The sequence below is a fragment of the Actinoplanes sp. NPDC051513 genome (assembly GCF_044454685.1).
In the GTDB taxonomy this organism is placed as follows: Bacteria; Actinomycetota; Actinomycetes; order Mycobacteriales; family Micromonosporaceae; genus Actinoplanes.
Genome location: NZ_JBITDW010000003.1, coordinates 373,404 through 391,200, shown reverse-complemented (window position 1 = coordinate 391,200; position 17,797 = coordinate 373,404). Strand labels below are relative to the sequence as shown.

Sequence of the window (17,797 nt, the reverse complement as noted above, 5' to 3'; positions counted from 1 at the left end):
GTATGCAGATCCTCGCGCTGGTCGTGCTGGCCGGCGCCTACGCCGCGCTGCTCACGCTGCGCACGCCGCTCGCGTTCGCGGGCGTCTCCTGCGTGATCGCGGTCGCCATGGCGCTGTCCAAGGGCTCCTCTATCGGCCGATCGTGATGAGCGGCCGACTCGTGAACGTTGCCTGAATCCTCGGCGTGACCGGGCCGCCGACCGCCGCGGTGAATCGACAATGATGTCGCGTAGCGGGAGGCGATCATCGATTTCTGGTGGAGCGTGGCGCTCGCGACCCTGGGTGTGGTCGTGCCCGGGATCGCGGCGTTCTACGAATTCGTTGTCAAGGGGCGTAAGCGCCTCGGCTATCGGGTCCAGATGGACACCACGGCCACCAACGTGGTCGAGACCGATGACCCCGGCGTCTTCGACCAGCTGCGCGAGCCGCTCGTCGACCCCACGCTGGTGCTGCTGCGGATCGAGAACAACGGCCAGACCCACATCGACGAGGACGACTACGCGGTCCTGCACGACAAGAAGGCCGGCGTCACGATCACCTTCCCCGACCGCAAGGTCGTCGGCATGGTGGTGACCGAGCTCAGCGACGACGGCATGCGCTCGAGCTTCGAGGACGGCGGCGGTCTGGCCGTGAAGGGCAGCCGGATCCTGCTGCCCAAGGTGCCGATGAACCGCGGCGCCCACTACAAGGTGCTCGCCGCGCTCGACACCATGAACGGCAAGATGGATCAGTACCCGCCGCCGAAGGTCGCCTGCACCATCAAGGGCGGCGTCACCGGCGGTAAAATTCAAGAGACAAGAAGCCGCACGGGTACGCCCAAACGCGTCATCGCCTTGATCGTCTTCCTCGTCGCGATCGTCGTGGCGCAGCTGGTCGTCTTCACCCAGAGCAACAACGGCGCCCCGCTGGACTGCGCGAGCGGCCACCTCAACGTGACCGGCTCGACGGCGTTCGCCCCGATCGCCCGCGAGGCCGCGAAGTCCTATCAGGACCTCTGCCCCGACGCGACGTTCGGCTTCGACATGCGCGGCAGCGGCGAGGGCCTGCAGTTCCTCGACCAGGCCGGCCGCGACGGCAAGGCGGACGGCCAGCTCACCTTCTCGGACGGCGAGAAGCCCGACGACATGCCCGGCCTGCTGCCCCGCCCGATCGCGTTCTTCCTGTTCACCCTGGTCGTCAACAAGGACTCCGGGGTCGCCGACCTGACCGGCGACCAGATCGAGCGGATCTACCAGGGCAAGATCACCAACTGGCGTGCGGTCGGCGGCAACGACCTGGCGATCCGCCTGATCAGCCGCAACCCCGGCTCCGGCACCCGCAACGCCTTCCAGCGCCGCGTCCTCGGCGGCGTCCGCGAGCCCGGCACCAACTCGGACGACTGCCGCAACCGCGACCCCGGCTCCCCACCCGGCGTGGTGCGCTGCGCCCGCGACTCCACCGACGCGGTGCTGCGCACCGTCGAGTCGACGCCGGGCGCGATGGGCTACAGCGAACTGGGCGCCGCGACCGGCCGGGCGGGGCTCACGGCGATCCGCATCGACGGCCATCCGGCCACGGTCGACGAGGCCGACCACGGCGCGTATCCGTTCTGGGAGACGGAGTTCGGCTATACGGCCGGCGAGCCCGCGGCGAACTCGCTCGCCGCGAGCTTCCTCCGCTACCTGACGAACCAGGTGGGGGCCGACATCATCCGCTCATACGGGGATCGACCCTGCGCCGAGCTCGCCAATCCGCAGCTGTGCCGGCCCACCTGAGGTCAGGCGCGGCCCAAGGCCTTGAGCTCGTCCTCGTCGACCAGGACCAGCATGGGCTTTCCCGGCTCGCAGAGCATGGTGACCAGGAAGCGCAGGCGCACGTCGTCGCGGTTGTTGCCGTCCTGGAAGTGGACGACTTTGCCGCCGGGCTCCCAGAAGGCCTCGCCCGCCTTGATCACGCGTGGGGGCTCGCCCTCCAGCTCGAAGAGCATCTCGCCCTCCAGGACGTAGCCGAAAGCGGGGCCACCGGGGTGACGATGCGGCGGGGCGCCGGGATCGCCGGGCGGGTACTCGATGGTGATGGTCATCGCGTGGGCGCCCTCGGGAATGAACGGGGGCTCGGCCTCCTGGACCACGGTGACCGCGGACTGCCATGCGTTCGATCGTTCGGTCATACAAGGTCGACCGAGTGGTCGTGCGATATGTGACGTGCGCGCTGTCACAAATCGTGGAACTGGGTTGTCATGGCTGAGGTAGCCGAACCTCGGAGGAACGATGACCATCTCGCACGGCAGCCACCTGGCGGCTCGCGACCACTGCCTCAGCCTGGTGCGATCGGTCGACCGGCCGACGGGCGCGGCGCGCTACGGGCGGATGTTCCCGGACCTGGCGCCGCTGGGCACGGATCCGCAGTTGCTGATGCGGGCCGGCGACACCGGGGGGATCTGCGACGCGGCGCCGGTGCTGGATTCGCTCGCCCCGGGCGGGGACGACGCGACCGGGGCGGCGGGCTGGCCGTTCTTCGGGCAGCTGATCGCGCATGACATCACCGCCGACAGGTCGGCGATCGACGGTGGCGCCGACCCGGCGGCGCTGCGCAACGCGCGGGCGCCGAAGCTGAACCTGGAGATGCTCTACTCGGACGGGCCGGTGGGGTCGCCGTTCCTGTACGACGTGGGCGACCCGGCGAAATTCCTGCTCGGGCCCGATGGCGGTGACGTGCCGCGCAACCAGCAGGGCACGGCGCTGATCGGAGACCCGCGCAACGACGTGCACCTGTTCTCGCTGAGCCTGCATGTTGCGCTGCTGCGGACGCACAACCGGATCGTCGACTGGCTACGCGATGGCGGGGTGCCGGCGACGGAGGTGTTCGATCGGGCCCGGGTCGCGTTGACCCGGCACTACCAGTGGGTTGTCGTGCACGACTTCCTGCCGCGGCTGGTGGGCGGCGATCTGGTCGCGGAGGTGCTGGCCTCTGGGGGCCGTTGGTTCGCGCCCACCGAGGCGTTCATTCCGCTCGAGTTCGCGGATGCCGCTTATCGGTACGGGCACGGGCAGATTCGGCACACGTATCGGTTGCGGGAGGGCGGCTCCGCCGTACCACTTTTCCCAGATTTAGTGGGATTTGGGCCGCTGCCGCTCGATCGACGCCTGGATCTGACGCAGATCTTCGACGTGCCGGGGCATCCGGCGGCGCAGCGGGCCAAGCGGCTGGACGGCCGGCTGGCGGCCAGCTTGATCGGGCTCCCGGAGCAGGTGACGGGGGCCGTGGAGACGTCGGCGTACCGGTCGTTGGCGGTGCGTGATCTGCTGCGCGGGGAGACCACGAAGCTTCCCAGCGGAGAAGCCGTTGCGAAGGTGATGGGCGTGAAGCCGCTGACCGCGGAGGAGCTGGGACATCCGTGGCCACAGGGGACGCCGCTGTGGTTCTACATCCTCAAGGAGGCGGAGAGCCGGGGAGACAACGGGGATCGGCTGGGGCCGGTCGGGGGACGGATCGTGGCGGAGGTCCTGATCGGGTTGCTGCGGGCGGATCCGGCGAGTTATCTGAGCCTGGAGGCGGACTGGCGGCCGACGCTGCCGGCTGCGGCAGATGAGTTCGCCCTGGCCGACCTGATCACGATGGGCACGGCCTGACCGGGGATCAGTGCCCGCTCCGCCATCGCGCCGATCGGAGTGGCGCCGGCGAGGGTCAGCCGGTAGTCAAGCGACACCCGTCATGCTCCCCGCCATAGCGTCACCCCTCGAGGAGCGTCGTCAGGTTGCGGAGGCTGCCGACCAGGGCGCTGGTGTAGCCCAATATGCGGCCCGCCCATTTGGCGACCGCGGCAATGATCTGGGCGGCCACCACCGGGATCGTCACCACCAGGAGGGACTCGGCGGCCCAGACGATCACGCGGGCCACCAGGTCGGAGATCAGGTCGCGGACGAGGTCGCGGGTGAGCTGGACCAGGTTGCCGGCCGCCTGGGTGGAGGCCGACATCGTGGCCGCCAGCACACCCAGGCCGGAGAGCGCCTCGACGTTGTTGGCCATCAGGCCCTGGTAGGACGCGGCCGCCGGCCCCTGCCAATCGGGCAGGTCCGCGGTCAACGCCGACCGGAGGTCCGCTGACATCTCCGACAGGTACGCCGAGATGTTCGTCCAGGTGGCGGCGTGGGCCATGACGCGGTCGGGGATGCCGGCCAGGTTGTCGAGCATCTCGCGCAACGGCTCGAAATATTCCATCGCCCAGCCGAGGCCGTTCGACAGCAGGGCGCTGAACGGGTCGAGCACCGTCGCGGCGGCCTCGACGGCGAAAGCGCCGCCGGCCAGGGCGCCCTCGACCCAACCGCCGCCGGTCACGGCCTGGTGGACGCCCTGGAAGCTGTCGGCCAGGGACGCGCCGGTCCACGCCGTACGGGTGGAGGCGACGTCGGCGACCAGCGGGGAGGTCATCCGACGCCCCCCGCCCGGCGCAGGCGCGACGCCGCCTCGTCGTCGGATCGGTCGTAGTCGTCCCCGGTGCGGACCACGGCCTCCGCCGCGGCGCGCAGATTCTCCTCGACGTACGCGATGAGCTCGTCCTGCCGTACGTGTCGCCGCTGGAGAATCGCGGAGATCCAGCCGCACAGGACGCCGTAGGCGGCGTCGTCCTGGGCGATGGCCGCGCTCGCCGCCCGGACCGCGCCGAAGCGCTGCTGCACCGCCTCTATCCGCGCCGCGTGCGCTCGCATCTGCCGCGAGTCGACGGCGAAGCCGTCAGACATCGGTGGACGCTCCCAGCAACTGCCGCTCGACCCGCTCGGCGATCGTGCGGGCCGCCACCGACTCGCTGCCCACCGTCTCGGTGATGATCTCGCGGGTGTGGTCGGCCGCCTTCAGCCGGGCCGCCCGCAGCGCGCTCATCAGCGCCCGGGAGACCGCCTCGGGCGCGGCGCGCTGAATCCGCTGGTGGAACCGCACGTCCAGCAGGACGCCGGTGGAGTCGATGGTCACCTCGACCAGGCCGTCGTCGTCGGACGCGGTCACCCGCAGGTCGGCGAGGCGGTCGCTCATGGCCTTGGTGTCGGCAGCCATCCGGTCGATCCGGGCCTTCCAGCCCTGCAGGTAGGTGTCGGCCGCATCCGGGTCGAGGAATGTCATCATTCACCCCCGTGAATTGCCCGGGAGTCTAGCAGCGGCCCACCACAGTGTCCGGATTGCCCGACGGGCGACCGAAATGGAACCCCTGGCCGATGTCGCAGCCCAGCGACCGCAGCAGCGACTCCTGGGCGGCGGTCTCGATCCCCTCGGCCGTCACGGTCAGGTCGAGCGCGTGGCCCAGCGCGATCGCGTGCTGGAGCACCCGAGGCTCGGCGAGGAACTCGGCGGCCAGCTTGACGGTCGAGACCGGCAGCCGGGACAGCGTGGCCAGGCTGGAGTAGCCGGTGCCGAAGTCGTCGAGTGCCAGGCGTACGCCGAGGTCGGCGACCTGCCGCAGGGTGACGCTGCCGTGATCCAGAGCCGCGCTCTCGGTGATCTCCAGTTGGAGGTTGCCGGCCGGCAGGCCGGCGCGGTGCAGAATGTCCGCCACGTCGGCCGGCAGCGTCGGCTCGCTCAGCTGCAACGGCGACAGGTTGACGCTGATCAGCAGGTCGTGTCCGGCTCGCCGCCACCGCGCTCCCTGCCGGCAGGCCTGTTCGAGCACCTGGCGGCCGAGCGGGCGGATCAGGCCGGTGCGCTCGGCGAGCGTGATGAAGTCGGGCGGGCCGAGCAGCGGGCCGCCCGCCGGGCGTTGCCAGCGGGCCAGCGCCTCGGCGCCGATGACCGCGCGGTCGGCGAGGCGGTAGAGCGGCTGGTAGTGGGCCACGATCTCGCCGTTGTCCAGGGCCGACGGAAGATCGGCGGCCAGCCGGTGCCGGCGACGGTCGATCTCGGCTCGGCCCGGCTCGAAGACGGCATGGTCGCGCCGATCCTGCCGGGCCCAGCCGAGCGCGAGGCGGGCGTCGCGCAGCCAGTCGTCGGGGGTCCGGCCGGCGCCCTCGACCAGGGCCGCCCGCACGTCGACGCGCAGCGGGAGCAGCACGCGCCGGGCCTCGTCGGCGGCCTTGAGCAGGTCGTTGGCGTCGGCGACCAGGGCGAACTGGTCGTTTCCGAGGTGAGCGAGGAAAACGCCCGTGATCTGCCGCAGCATCGCGGCGACCGCGGTGAGCAGGGTGTCGTGCCCGAGCGTGTCGGCCAGCTCCGGGAACCGGTCGATGCCGAGCAGACAGAGTCCCATCCCGTCGCCGGCCGCGAGATGCTGCCGCAGTTGCTGCTCGTTGGGCAGGCCGGTCACCGGGTCGTGCTGGAGGCGCCGCTGAAGGTCGGTCTGCACCCGCCGCCAGTGGATCTTCTCGGACCGGTTCATCTGCTCGGCCGCCCGCACCGCCGCGTCGCGCTGGGCGGCGACGAATCCGGTGGTGACATGTTCGAGCAGATCAAGAATCCTGGCGCGTACGACCGCAGGATCGCCCTCGATCAGCGGGGGCAGCCTCGCCGCGAGCAGCCGCACGGTCATGCCGATCACCGGCGGCGCGGACATCCGCAGGTCGACGAGCTCGGTGCCGATGCGGTCGCCGGCGGCCGGATCGAATGGCTCGGCCCGTACGGCGGCGACCAGTTCCTCGAGCAGCTCCCGCAGGGCCGCGCGGGCGCGAGCCCGCACACCGGGGACGAAGACCGCGCCCGTGACGCCGCGCAGCCACTCCGCGGTCAGGGCGGTCAGATCGGCCCCCGGCCTCATCGCTTGCGGGCCACCGCGACGAGCGCGGTCGGCTGCGGCGGTTCGTCCGCCTCGTCGGGATCGGGGTGCCAGTCCGTGGCGGCCGCCACCCCCGGCGGCACGATCTCGTAGTCGCCACCGATCAGGGCCGCGACCTCCTCCCGGCCGCGAATGATCACCGGCGTCGGCGTGCGCTCGTAGAGCTTGCGCGCCCGCTCCTGCGCCTCCCGGCCCTCGGGGGTCGCCTCCGGCCCGGCGTGCGACATCACCAGGTAGCTGCCGGTCACCAGCGCGTCGCCGAGCCGCTTGAGGATCCCCGCCGGGTCGGCCGAGTCGGGCACGAAGTGCAGGACGGCCACGGTCAGCACCGCCACCGGCTCGGAGAAGTCGATCAGCCGCAGCACGTCGGGGTGGTAGAGGATGCCCTCCGGGTCGCGCAGATCGCCCTCGACCACCCGGGCGTACGGGTTGTCGGCGAGCAGGCTGCGGCTCTGCTGTACCGCGATCGGATCGATGTCGACGTACATGACCCGGGCGTCCGGGCTGGCCTCCTGCGCGACCTCGTGCACGTTGCCCAGCGTCGGGATGCCCGACCCGATGTCGAGGAACTGCCGCACCCCGGCATCGGCGAGCCAGCGCACGGCCCGGCCGAGGAATGCCCGGTTCGCCCGCGCCACCAGCGCCGCGCTGGGGAAAGCCGCCTCCGCGCGGCGCCAGAACTCCCGGTCCACCGCGAAGTTGTGCACCCCGCCCAGCGCGTAGTCGTAGACCCGCGACGCGTCCGGCACCGTGATGTCCACGCCGTCCGGCACCCACCCATAGTCCTCGGCCATCCGGTCATTCAAGTACGTAAATCGATCGAGGGCCAGTACCCGGGCCCCGGGGATCGACCTGCTCGCCCTGTTCATCGGCGGTGGCGCCGACGCCGGTGACGGGACACGGTGAGCCGGCTCACCCGCGGGCTTCGCTTCCCGAAGCAACCTCGCGTCCCGGGCATCCGTCAGGTGCACAGGACGCCCGAAGGGAAGACGCATGGCCAACCGCGCACGCTTGTGGATCGCCGCCGCCCTGACCCTCGCGGCCTGCGGCACCGGCCCCGGCAACGCAGCGCCTGCCGCTCCCCCGGTCGAGCCGCCGGCGGTCACGTCGCCGGCGGTCATACCAGCGCAGAAGGCGACGGAGGCGGCGACGGAGGCGGCGACGGCGACGCCGATCACCTACCCCGCACAGGGCAAGGACGCCTGGCTGATCGCTCCCGCCGAGAGCGACCCGCCCGCGGGACACGCGGGCCGGCTGTTCCGCTACCGGGTGGCCGTCGAGAAGGGCATCGTGGGCCTGGCGCCGGCCGACTTCGCGAAGGCCGTGCAGACGACGCTGGCCGACCCGCACGGCTGGACCGCCGGCGGCCGCTGGCGCTTCCAGCGAGTCGGCCCCGGCCGGCCGTACGACTTCACCGTCTACCTGGCCACTCCTGTCACCCGCGACCGGCTCTGCGACGACAACGGCGACGGCTACACCTCCTGCCGCAACGGCAAGAGCGTGGTCCTCAACGTTGCCCGGTGGGTCAAGGGCGTCCCCGGGTTCGCCGGCGCGGGCCTGCCCGTCTACCGGCAGTACATGGTCAACCATGAGGTCGGCCACCGCCTGGGCAACGGCCACGAACTCTGCCCCGGCCAAGGCGATCTCGCTCCGGTGATGCAGCAGCAGACCCTGGGCCTGCACGGCTGCCGGCCCAACCCGTGGCCCTACCCCGACGGTCATTCCTACCACGGCCGGTCCGGCGTGTACGACGACAAGACGCCGCGCCGCGACGAGGGCAAGCTCAGCTGACCGCAGGCGCGCCGGGGGGCGGTCAGGGTAGCTTCGCGACCACCACGTAGCACATCGCGTCGGCCACGCTGGTCTGCGGCGGTTTCGCGGGATCGGGCCGCCACTCCACACTGGAGACGATGCCCGGCTCCAGCAGCTCCAGCCCGTCGACGAACCGTTCGATCTCCGCCCGGGAACGCGCCCGGTAGGCGCCATGCTTGCCGGTGGCTATCAGGGCCCGCACCGCCCGGCGCGTCTCCTCGGGCAGCGTGTCGAAGGTGCCGTGGACGATCATCAGGTAGCTGCCGGGCGGAAGCGACTCCCGCAGCCGGCGCACCGCCGCGTACGCGAGCTCGTCGTCCTCGATCAGGTGAAGCACGCTGGCGAGCAGCACCGCGACCGGCCGGCCGAGGTCGAACACCTCCTTGACCTGGTCGCCGGCGAGGATCTCGTCGGCGTTCAGCAGGTCACCCGCCTGGAACTCGGCCCGCCCCTCCCGCCGGCTCATCACCGTGCCGCGATGGTGGACCCCGACCAGCGGATCGTTGTCGACGTAGACCACCCGGCAGGCCGGATCGATCCGCTGCGCCACCTCATGCACGTTGGGCTTCATCGGCTGCCCGGCTCCGATGTCGAGGATCTGCCGGATCCCGCACTCCGCCACCAGATCACGAACGGCCCGCATCACGACGGCCCGGCCCTCCTTGGCCGCGGCGAGCATGTTGGGCAGCACGGTCAGGATCGTCTTGGTCGACTCACGCTCGACCCCGGTGTGGTCCTTCCCACCGACCCATTCGTTGTACCGGCGGGAGGTGTTCAGAGCGGAGACATCGGGCGACTCTGACATGCCGGCCACTGTAGTCAGTCGGTGAGCGCAGAGTGGACCCTCCGTCAGTCCTTGAGGAGCTGCCTCGCCATCACGATGCGCTGCACCTGGTTGGTGCCCTCGTAGATCTGGGTGATTTTGGCGTCGCGCATCATGCGCTCCACCGGGTAGTCGCGCGTGTAACCGTACCCGCCGAGAAGCTGGACCGCGTCGGTCGTGATCTCCATGGCGGCGTCGGAGGCGAAGCATTTCGCCGCGGCGCCGAAGTACGTCAGGTCGGCGTCGCCGCGCTCGCTCTTGCCGGCCGCGGCGTAGGTCAGCTGGCGGGCCGCCTCGAGCTTCATGCCCATGTCGGCCAGCATGAACTGGACGCCCTGGAAGTCGCCAATCGGCTTGCCGAACTGCTTGCGCTCCTTCACGTAGCCCCTCGCGAAGTCCAGCGCGCCCTGGGCGATGCCGATCGCCTGCGCCGCGATGGTCACCCGGGTGTGGTCGAGGGTCTGCATGGCGGTGGCGAAACCCGTACCCTCCGCCCCGATCATGCGGGACGCGGGGATGCGCACGTTGTCCATGTAGACCTCGCGGGTCGGCGAGCCCTTGATCCCGAGCTTCTTCTCCGGTGCCCCGAAAGACACCCCTTCGTCAGACTTTTCCACGACAAACGCGGAAATGCCCCGGGAGCGAGCAGCTGGGTCGGTCACCGCGAAAACGGTGTAGAACTCGGACACCCCGGCGTTGGTGATCCATCGCTTCACGCCATGGAGAACATAGAAATCCCCATCGCGTACGGCTCGCGTGGTCATCGAGGCGGCATCGGAACCTGCCTCGGGCTCGGAGAGGCAGTACGAGAACATCGCCTCCCCCGAGGCGACCTTGGGCAGATACTGCTGCTTCAGCGACTCGGACGCGGCGATCAACAGCGGCATGGTCCCGAGCTTGTTCACCGCGGGAATCAGCGACGAGGAAGCACAGGCCCGCGCCACCTCCTCGATCACGATCGCGGTGGCGAGCGCGTCCGCCCCCGCACCCCCGTACTCGACCGGGATGTGCGGCGCGTGGAAGTCGGACGACTTCAGTGCCTCGTAGGAGGCCTTCGGGAACTCCGCAGTCTCGTCCGCCTCGGCGGCGTGGGGCGCCACCCGCGCGTCACAGACCTCGCGCACCGCGGCGCGGATGGTCTCGTGGTCCTCCGGCAGCCGGTAGACGTCGAACTCAGGCATGAACGCGGTCCTTTCACGGAGAGGAAACCCCCCGCTATGTTACTGGCGCGTAGCACTCGCCCACCAGGGGCTCGATCGTTAGGCGGGGTGTGACACTTCCCCGCCTGTCGTTCCTGGGCACCGGCTATCTGGGCGCCACGTACGCGATCTGCTTCGCCGAGCTCGGCTACGAGGTGATCGGCGTCGACGTGGACGAGACCAAGATCGAAACCCTGCGGAACGGCCGGGTTCCGTTCCACGAGCCGGGCCTGGACGACCTGCTCCGCCGCAACCTCGCGGCGAAGAGGCTGCGCTTCAGCACCTCGTACGCCGACGCGGCCGACCGAGCTGACGTGCATTTCATCTGCGTGGGCACGCCGCAGCGTGGCGACGGGATGGGCGCCGATCTCACGTACGTGGAGCGGGCCGTCACCAATCTCGCACCACTGCTGCGCCGCCGTGCCCTGATCGTCGGGAAGTCCACCGTGCCGGTGGGCACGGCCTCGTGGGTCGAGCAGCTGGTCGCGAAGCTCGCCGATCCCGCGCTGGGCGTCGAGGTGGCCTGGTCCCCCGAGTTCCTGCAGGAGGGTTTCGCGGTCGAGGACGTGCTGCGCCCGAACCGGATCGTCGCGGGCGTGCGCTCGGAGTGGGCGAACGACCTGCTCGCCGCCGCGCACAAGGGCGTCTTCGACCTGGCCGCGACCGAGGACCGCGAGGTCCCGCTGGTGGTGACCGATTTCGCGACGGCGGAGCTGGTGAAAGTCGCGGCGAACGCGTTCCTGGCCACGAAGATCAGCTTCATCAACGCGATGGCCGAGGTGTGCGAGGTGGCCGGCGCGGACGTCACCCAGCTGGCCCGGGCGATCGGCTACGACCCGCGGATCGGCAACAAGTTCCTCCAGGCGGGGCTGGGCTTCGGCGGCGGCTGCCTGCCCAAGGACATCCGCGCGTTCCAGGCGCGGGCGCAGGAGCTGGGCGCAGGCGAGGCGCTGCGCTTCCTGCACGAGGTCGATCTGATCAACACCCGGCGGCGGGGCCGGGTGCTCGATCTCGCGGCCGAGCTGCTGGGCCGGCCGGTCGGCCCGGCCGGGCCCGACCTCTCCGGCACGCGGGTGGCGGTGCTGGGCGCGGCGTTCAAGCCCAACTCCGATGACGTACGCGACGCGCCCAGCCTTGCCGCCGCGGCCGCGCTGGCCGCGGCCGGGGCGCGCGTGCAGGTCTACGACCCCGAGGCCATGGAGAACGCGCGCCGCGCCCAGCCGTCTCTCACATACGCGCCGACGATGGCCGCCGCGGTGAGCGGCGCCGCCCTTGTGGTGATCGCCACCGAGTGGGCGGAGTTCCGCAACGCGGACCCGGCGCTGCTGGGCGAGCTGGTCGAGGCCCGCCGCGTCATCGACGGCCGGAACTGCCTGGACCCCGCCCAGTGGGCGCGCGCCGGGTGGACCTATCGGGGTATCGGTCGCCCGCCCGCGTGACAACGCCTGCGGCGTTTCGCGCCCGTTTCCCTAGATCTCCGCCCGGGTGAGCCTGTTCTAATGAGGTGTCGTACCGGCATGCTCTAGTTGTCCCCGGCTAGTCATCTCGGGCTGGCCGGGCCGCCGGCGGGGGTCGAGGAGGTGCCGTGGCGCAGGCTGGAAAATCCGACGGCTACGACGACGAGCTGTCTCGGATCGATGCCTCGATAGCGGAACTCAAAATCCGCGACATGGCCGCCGCGAAGGAGCGCACGAACATCGCCGCCAAGATCCAGGCGGCGCAGTTCCAGCGAGACATTCTCGCGCACGCAAATCAACAGACAAAGGCCAAAAAGGCCGCAAAACCTCGTCGCGTACGGCGTAAGCCCTCCGAGGAGTTCCCGCCGCCTCCCTCGCCCACGGGTCACGAGGGCGAGGCGCCCCCGCCACCGCCCGGTCCCGCGCCGACCGGAGCGCCGCCCCCGCCCGGTTCCGCCCCGGTGAACGAGACGCCACCGCCTCCGCCCGGGGCCCGGCCCGACGGCCCGACGCCCCCGCCGCCCGGAGCCCGGCCCGACGGCCCGCCGCCCGAGGCTCGGTCCGGCGGCGCGACGCCCGGGGCTCGGTCCGGCGGCGCGACGCCCGGGGCTCGGTCCGGCGGCGCGACGCCCGGGGCTCGGTCCGGCGGCGCGACGCCACCGCCTCCGGGCCGGGCCGCCACGTCGGGGCCGACCGGCCGGTCGCGCGGCAGCGCCACCGGTCCGCGCCCCGAGTGGGCGCCCCCGGGTTCGCCGCACACCGGCCCGCCCGGCGTCGCCACCGACGGCGTGACCGCGCTGGTCGACGACCCGCCGCCCACCGAGCGTGTCGGCCCGCCCCCGCGCCGGGCCGGCTTCACCGGCGGCGAGCAGCACCCGCCCGAGGCCTCCACCCAGTCGGTGCAGAACATCCTGCTCGCCCTCGGCGCGCTGCTCATCGGCGTGGCCGCAGTGGTCTTCGCCGGCGTCGCGGTGAGCAACCCGCTGGCCCGCGCGGTCATCCTGGCCATCTTCACGGCGATCGCCCTGGTGGCCGCGCCCGGCATCGCCCAGCGTGGCCTGAGCTCGACTGCCGAGACGATCGCCGGTGTCGGCCTGGCGCTGCTGCCGATGACGCTGTACGTGCTGCACGGCAGCAGTCTGGCCGGCGGGTCCCGGGTGTCCCTGCCGCTCTATCTCGGCGTCACGTTCGCGATCACATCCGTGGCGGCGTTCCTGTACGCCACCGCCACCCGTCTGAGCGCACCCCGATACGCCACGGTCGTCGCGCTCCAGCCGGTGCCGTTGCTGCTCGCGTACCCCTCGATCCAGAGCCCGGCCGGCTGGGGCATGGCCCTGACCGTGGTGGCCGTGCTCGACCTGTTCCTGCTCACCACCGTGATCCGCAGCGGCCGGCTGGTGCCGCAGTGGCCGATCGGCCGCCCGGTCGGCGCCGACCGCGAGACGCTCGCCGCCGCGGACGCCGGCGCCGCCGACTACCTGCGCCGCGGGGACCCGGCCGACCCCGGCTCGTACGCGACGGACGCCCCGCCGCGCCCGGAGTCCCGGCCCGAGGAACCCGACCTGATCATCTCGGGGATGACCGGGCCGCGACGGCGCTGGCTGCGTACCCGGATCTTCCCCGGCCCGCGCCCGGCCGGCGCCCCGCCCGCCGGCTCGGTCCCGCTCGCGCCGCCGGCCACACCGCCCTCGGCCGACTGGCTGCGCGAGCTCACGTTCGCGCTGCTCTGTGTGGCCAGCGCGGGCGCCCTGCTCTACTCGTCGGTGGCCCTGCTCCAGGCCCAGGCGGTGCCCGACGCGGTGCGCTCGGGCCTCGTGCTGGTGCTGGCCGCGCTCGCCGCCGTGGCCGCCGCCGGCCTGCTCAAGAACCTGCTGGCCCGCAACATCACCGGTGGCGTGCTGACCCTGGCCGTGATCGGTTCGGCGGCCCGCATCGCCGACGTGGTCGACCCGCGCTGGACGCTGGTCGTGGCCGCCGCCACGGTCGCGGTCACCGGCGCGGTCGTCGGCCTGCTGCCACCGCTGGTCCGGGTCGGCCCCGAGATCGCCTCGGCCTGCGCCCTGGTCATCCTCGGGGTCTTCCTCACCATCGACGGCCTGCGGGCCGCACTCGCGCCGCTGTCGGCCGCCCGCCCGATCTGGGACGCCGACACGGCCGCGTACGCGCAGAAGATCGCCGACGCGGCCGGCCCGTCCGGCTGGCTGCTCGCGTTCAGCGCGCTGCTGCTCACCATCGCCGCCGCGCTCGCCCTGCCGCGCAGCTGGCGGCACGAGGGCGCCGTGATCGGCGTGGCGCTGACCGCGCTGGCCGTGCCCGCCTCGCTCGGCCTGCGCTGGTCGGAGGCGCCCTGGCCGCTGGTGCTCGCGGCCATCGCGATCGGCGGCGCGGGCCTCGCGGCCGGCACCCGCCGCATCGCCATCACGCACGTCGCCGCGGCCGGCACGGTCGGCCTGTTCGGCGCGGGCGCCGCGCTCAGCGCGTCCTGGCTCACCGCGGCCGTGCTCACCGCGCTGGCCGGCGCCGGCGTGATGATCGCCGTGGCGGCCCGGCAGATCCCGATCCGGCTGTACGCGTGGCTGGTCGGTGATTGGGCGGCCGGCGCCGCCGCGCTCGCCCTGCCCGGCGCCGTGGTCACCGGCGCGCTCGCCGTCTCCGACAAGGGCGGCGGCCCGCCCGCGACCGAGGCGGTCACCGTGCCCGCCCTGGCTGTCGGCTTCCTGGCCGTGGCCGCGACGCTGAGCTACGCCGCCGTCTTCCAGGTGGCCCGCCGCGAGATCAGCGTGCCGCTCACCGCCGGCGCCGGCCTCGGCGCGGTCGCCCTGGCCCTGGCCGCGCTGCTCGCCCCGGGCGCGACCGCGCCCGACATCTGGGTGGGCGCGCTGCTGCTGGTCGCGGCCGGCCTGCTGTTCTTCGCCAAGTCGATCGACAACGGCCGGCGCAGCGACCGGGTCCTGGACGGCCCCGACATCGCCGCGGCCGCGGCGACGGTCGCGATCTGCGGCGCGCTGGCCCGGGTATTCGCCCTGGCCTTCCCGGAGGCGCCGCTGGCCGTGGCGGGCGTGGTGGTGCTGATCGTCGCGCTCGGCGTGGCCGCCCTGCCGGACGACTGGCGGCGCGGCCCCGTACGCGGTCTCGCGCTCGCCGGAACAGTGGTCGGCGCGATCGCCGGCTGGCAGGCGCTCGCCGGCGGCGTCCGGATCCTCGGCCTGCACGGCGCGGTCTGGGCCGCCGACTTGACGCAATACCCGACGACGGCCCAGCCCGGCGCCTGGCAGGCCCCGTTCGCGCTGGTCGTGGTGGCCATCGCGGCCGCGTTCGCGGCGCCCCGCCCGTGGTCGTACGCGATCTCGGCGACGGCCGGCGCGCTCGCGGCGATCGGCACGCCGTTCGCGATCGGGCTGCCGTGGTGGTCGCCGCTGCTGATCGGCGGCGCGGTCGGCGTCGCGTACGCGATGGCCGCGATCGCCGCCACCGACCCCCGCGCCGCCCTCTGCCGCGCCGGTGCCGCGACCGCCGTGCTGCTGCACGCGGCCGGCGCCGGCCTCGCCCGCCCGTGGTCCACCGGCGTCGCCCTGCTGATCATCGTCACGATCGCCGCGCTCACCGCGGTCATGGCCCGCACTCCCGTCGCCTACACGGTCGCCCCCGAAGATGTGCCGGTCGACGCCGGTGGCTTCTGGTCGCCGATCATCACCGAGGCCGACCTGGCCCGCGACGACACCGGCATGCCCCGGCACCGCGCCCAGATCGGCGGCGCCGCCACCGGGACGGTGCTGCTCGGGCTGCCCGGCATCTTCGCCGCGCTCGCCGCCGAGCAGGGCAGCGGCGCCCAAGTCGTGCTGACCTCGGCGCTGGCCGCCTCGAGCCTCAGCCTCGCCCTGCTCGCGCTGATCGGCCGCGGGATTCCGCAGTACCTTCCGTGGGCCACGGTCGGCCTGGTGCTCGGCGCGACGATCACCGCTTTCGCGTCGGTGCCCACCGACCACCCCACCGCGCTCTACGCCGCCGCCGCGGCCCTGCTCGGCGTCCTGGCCGAACTGCTGCGCGGCGCGATCCCCGCGCCCGGCCTCACCGTCGCGCGCAGCCGGTCCTGGTCCGGCTCCCGCTACGCGTCCCGCTGGACCAGCCTGCGCCCGAGCGGCCTCAGCAACCGCTGGCTGGTCGACCCGGCCACCAGCGCCGTGATGCTGGCCCTGGTCCCCACGGTGCTGGCGATCTTCTCGATCGCCCCCGCCCTCAAGGCGGCGCTGGTCGACCCGCTCCAGCAGATGCGCCACATCTGGGAAGGCCCGATCCCCGCGCTGTCCCAGCCCGCGTCCGGCAACGTCGACGCCACCAGCGTCCTCGCGATCGTCCTGCTCACCGGGGCCGCGGCCCTGGCCGCGATCGGCTTCGGCGGCAAGACGTCCGAGGCGGTGCCGGTCATCCTGCCCGGCGTGGCCATCACCATCCTAATCGCCCCGATCGCGCTGCACGCGCCGTTCCCCGCCGCCACCACCGCCGGCCTGGTCGTCTTCACGATCGTCATGCTCGGCCTAGCCCTCACCCCGCCCCCGGCGGGCGGCCGGGCCGGCCTGCTGCGCACCACCCGCACGATCGTCTTCGTGATCGGCTTGCTCGCGGGCAACGCGGGCCTGGCCGGCAGCCTCGCCCAGCAGCAGCTCACGCTGTTCACGCTGGGCTCCGCGGTCGGCGTCGGCCTGGTCGCCGCCTTGGCCGGTCGTTCACAGTCGGCCCGCATCCTCGGCTGGCTGTTCGCCGCCGTGATGGCCCAGCTCTTCGTCTTTGCCGCCGCGATCGCCGGTGGCGTGGCCCGCGAGTGGGCGGCGTTCGGCGTCCTGGGCGTCGGTGCCGCCCTCCTGATCATCGAGGCCACCGTCCCCCGGCTGGGCCTCCCGCATTACCGCGCCGAGGCCAGCACCGTCGAATGGGCGGGCTACACGTCCGCGGTCCTGGCCGGCGCCCTGGCCTACGACGCCCCCGCCCACCTGGCCGCCCTGCTGGCCGCGTGGGGCGCCGTACTGGGCCTGGCGGCCGCCCGCACGGGCCGCTCCCCCAGCCAGCGCCGCCTGCTGTTCTGGCTGGCCGTCGGCTTCGAGATCGTCGGTTGGTGGCTGTTCATCGCGCTCGCCGACGTCGCGCTCCCCGAGGCGTACACGCTGCCCTTCGCCGCGCTCGCGCTGGCGGTGGGCGTGATCGAATCCCGCACCCGCACCGACCTGAGCAGCTGGGCCGCCTACGGTCCGGCATTGCTGGCCGCCTTCGTCCCCACGATCGGCATCGTCCTGGCCGGCGACGGCGGCGACCTGCGCGAGGTCGTGCTCCTGCTGGCCGCCGTAGCCACGCTGATCGTCGGCTCGATCTACCGCCAGCAGGCGCCGGTAGTCGTCGGCGCCGTGGCCACGGCGTTCGCCGCGATCCACTTCGCGGTGACCCTGGTCGGCCCGTGGCTGGTCCTGCTGCCGCTGGGCATCATCCTGCTGATCTTCGGCGCCACCAACGAAAATCGGCGCCGCACCCGCGAGGGCCTGCGCGACGCCCTGGTGAAGATGCGCTGAGACCGTCGGCGCGAGAGGGCCACCGCCTCATGCCTACGCGCCTGGTCGCGGTGAGCGCAGCTGGTCACCGTTGTTCGATGGCCGGGCCGGGCGTGCCATGCCGGGGAGCGCGTGGTTGAGGTGGGCGCGGCCCGTCGCGGTCGGTCGGCGGCTCGGCTGCCTGCGTCCCCGCCTGGCTGGCTGCTCCGGCCTGCCTGGGCGTCAGCCCGCGT

The 17,797-nt window shown here is 72.6% G+C and carries 14 protein-coding genes; 6 read left to right on the top strand and 8 right to left on the bottom strand.

Going from position 1 to position 17,797, the window contains the following annotated elements:
* Nucleotides 1-2 precede the first annotated feature (2 nt).
* Nucleotides 3-146, top strand: a complete 144-nt coding sequence (locus ACIA5D_RS11830) for a hypothetical protein (protein ID WP_396029846.1) — start codon at nt 3-5, stop codon at nt 144-146.
* Between the two features lie 117 nt (nt 147-263).
* Nucleotides 264-1,754 carry a PstS family phosphate ABC transporter substrate-binding protein gene (locus ACIA5D_RS11825; protein ID WP_396029845.1) on the top strand — a complete coding sequence of 497 codons (1,491 nt, stop codon included), beginning with the start codon at nt 264-266 and terminating at the stop codon, nt 1,752-1,754.
* A 2-nt stretch (nt 1,755-1,756) separates the two neighbouring features.
* Here ACIA5D_RS11825 and ACIA5D_RS11820 read toward each other — a convergent pair whose 3' ends face one another.
* Nucleotides 1,757-2,149, bottom strand: a complete 393-nt coding sequence (locus ACIA5D_RS11820) for a cupin domain-containing protein (protein WP_396029844.1) — start codon at nt 2,147-2,149, stop codon at nt 1,757-1,759.
* A 100-nt stretch (nt 2,150-2,249) separates the two neighbouring features.
* Between ACIA5D_RS11820 and ACIA5D_RS11815 the strand changes: the two genes are divergently transcribed.
* Nucleotides 2,250-3,611: a peroxidase family protein gene (locus ACIA5D_RS11815; RefSeq protein ID WP_396029843.1), complete on the top strand. Its 1,362-nt coding sequence runs from the start codon at nt 2,250-2,252 to the stop codon at nt 3,609-3,611.
* 100 nt (nt 3,612-3,711) lie between these two features.
* On the opposite strand, the gene ACIA5D_RS11810 is transcribed toward ACIA5D_RS11815, so the two are convergent.
* From ACIA5D_RS11810 to ACIA5D_RS11790, 5 genes are read right to left on the bottom strand one after another with little or no spacing between them, the layout of a single operon-like run.
* Nucleotides 3,712-4,410 carry a WXG100 family type VII secretion target gene (locus ACIA5D_RS11810; protein WP_396029842.1) on the bottom strand — a complete coding sequence of 233 codons (699 nt, stop codon included), beginning with the start codon at nt 4,408-4,410 and terminating at the stop codon, nt 3,712-3,714.
* Nucleotides 4,407-4,721 carry a hypothetical protein gene (locus ACIA5D_RS11805; RefSeq protein WP_396029841.1) on the bottom strand — a complete coding sequence of 105 codons (315 nt, stop codon included), beginning with the start codon at nt 4,719-4,721 and terminating at the stop codon, nt 4,407-4,409. The genes ACIA5D_RS11810 and ACIA5D_RS11805 overlap by 4 nt, the downstream gene beginning before the upstream one ends.
* Nucleotides 4,714-5,097, bottom strand: coding sequence for a YbaB/EbfC family nucleoid-associated protein (locus tag ACIA5D_RS11800; protein ID WP_396029840.1), 384 nt, complete (start codon nt 5,095-5,097; stop codon nt 4,714-4,716). Before ACIA5D_RS11800 ends, ACIA5D_RS11805 begins: the two co-directional genes overlap by 8 nt.
* Before the next feature lie 28 nt (nt 5,098-5,125).
* A complete protein-coding gene (locus ACIA5D_RS11795; RefSeq protein ID WP_396029839.1) occupies nt 5,126-6,718 on the bottom strand; it encodes a putative bifunctional diguanylate cyclase/phosphodiesterase in 1,593 nt (530 codons plus the stop codon).
* Nucleotides 6,715-7,530 carry an SAM-dependent methyltransferase gene (locus ACIA5D_RS11790; RefSeq protein WP_396029838.1) on the bottom strand — a complete coding sequence of 272 codons (816 nt, stop codon included), beginning with the start codon at nt 7,528-7,530 and terminating at the stop codon, nt 6,715-6,717. The genes ACIA5D_RS11795 and ACIA5D_RS11790 overlap by 4 nt, the downstream gene beginning before the upstream one ends.
* Before the next feature lie 199 nt (nt 7,531-7,729).
* Between ACIA5D_RS11790 and ACIA5D_RS11785 the strand changes: the two genes are divergently transcribed.
* Nucleotides 7,730-8,527, top strand: a complete 798-nt coding sequence (locus ACIA5D_RS11785; RefSeq protein WP_396029837.1) for a DUF3152 domain-containing protein — start codon at nt 7,730-7,732, stop codon at nt 8,525-8,527.
* Between the two features lie 22 nt (nt 8,528-8,549).
* Here ACIA5D_RS11785 and ACIA5D_RS11780 read toward each other — a convergent pair whose 3' ends face one another.
* Nucleotides 8,550-9,353, bottom strand: a complete 804-nt coding sequence (locus ACIA5D_RS11780) for an SAM-dependent methyltransferase (RefSeq protein WP_396029836.1) — start codon at nt 9,351-9,353, stop codon at nt 8,550-8,552.
* Nucleotides 9,354-9,397: 44 nt separating this feature from the next.
* Complete coding sequence (locus tag ACIA5D_RS11775; protein WP_396029835.1) at nt 9,398-10,552, bottom strand: acyl-CoA dehydrogenase family protein; 1,155 nt, start codon at nt 10,550-10,552, stop codon at nt 9,398-9,400.
* An 89-nt stretch (nt 10,553-10,641) separates the two neighbouring features.
* On the opposite strand from ACIA5D_RS11775, the gene ACIA5D_RS11770 reads away from it, so the two are divergent.
* Nucleotides 10,642-12,009 (top strand): UDP-glucose dehydrogenase family protein, encoded by a 1,368-nt coding sequence (locus tag ACIA5D_RS11770; protein ID WP_396029834.1) that lies wholly within the window; start codon nt 10,642-10,644, stop codon nt 12,007-12,009.
* Nucleotides 12,010-12,155: 146 nt separating this feature from the next.
* On the top strand, nt 12,156-17,585 hold the full coding sequence (locus ACIA5D_RS11765) for an SCO7613 C-terminal domain-containing membrane protein (protein WP_396029833.1): 5,430 nt from the start codon (nt 12,156-12,158) through the stop codon (nt 17,583-17,585).
* Nucleotides 17,586-17,797: the final 212 nt, after the last annotated feature.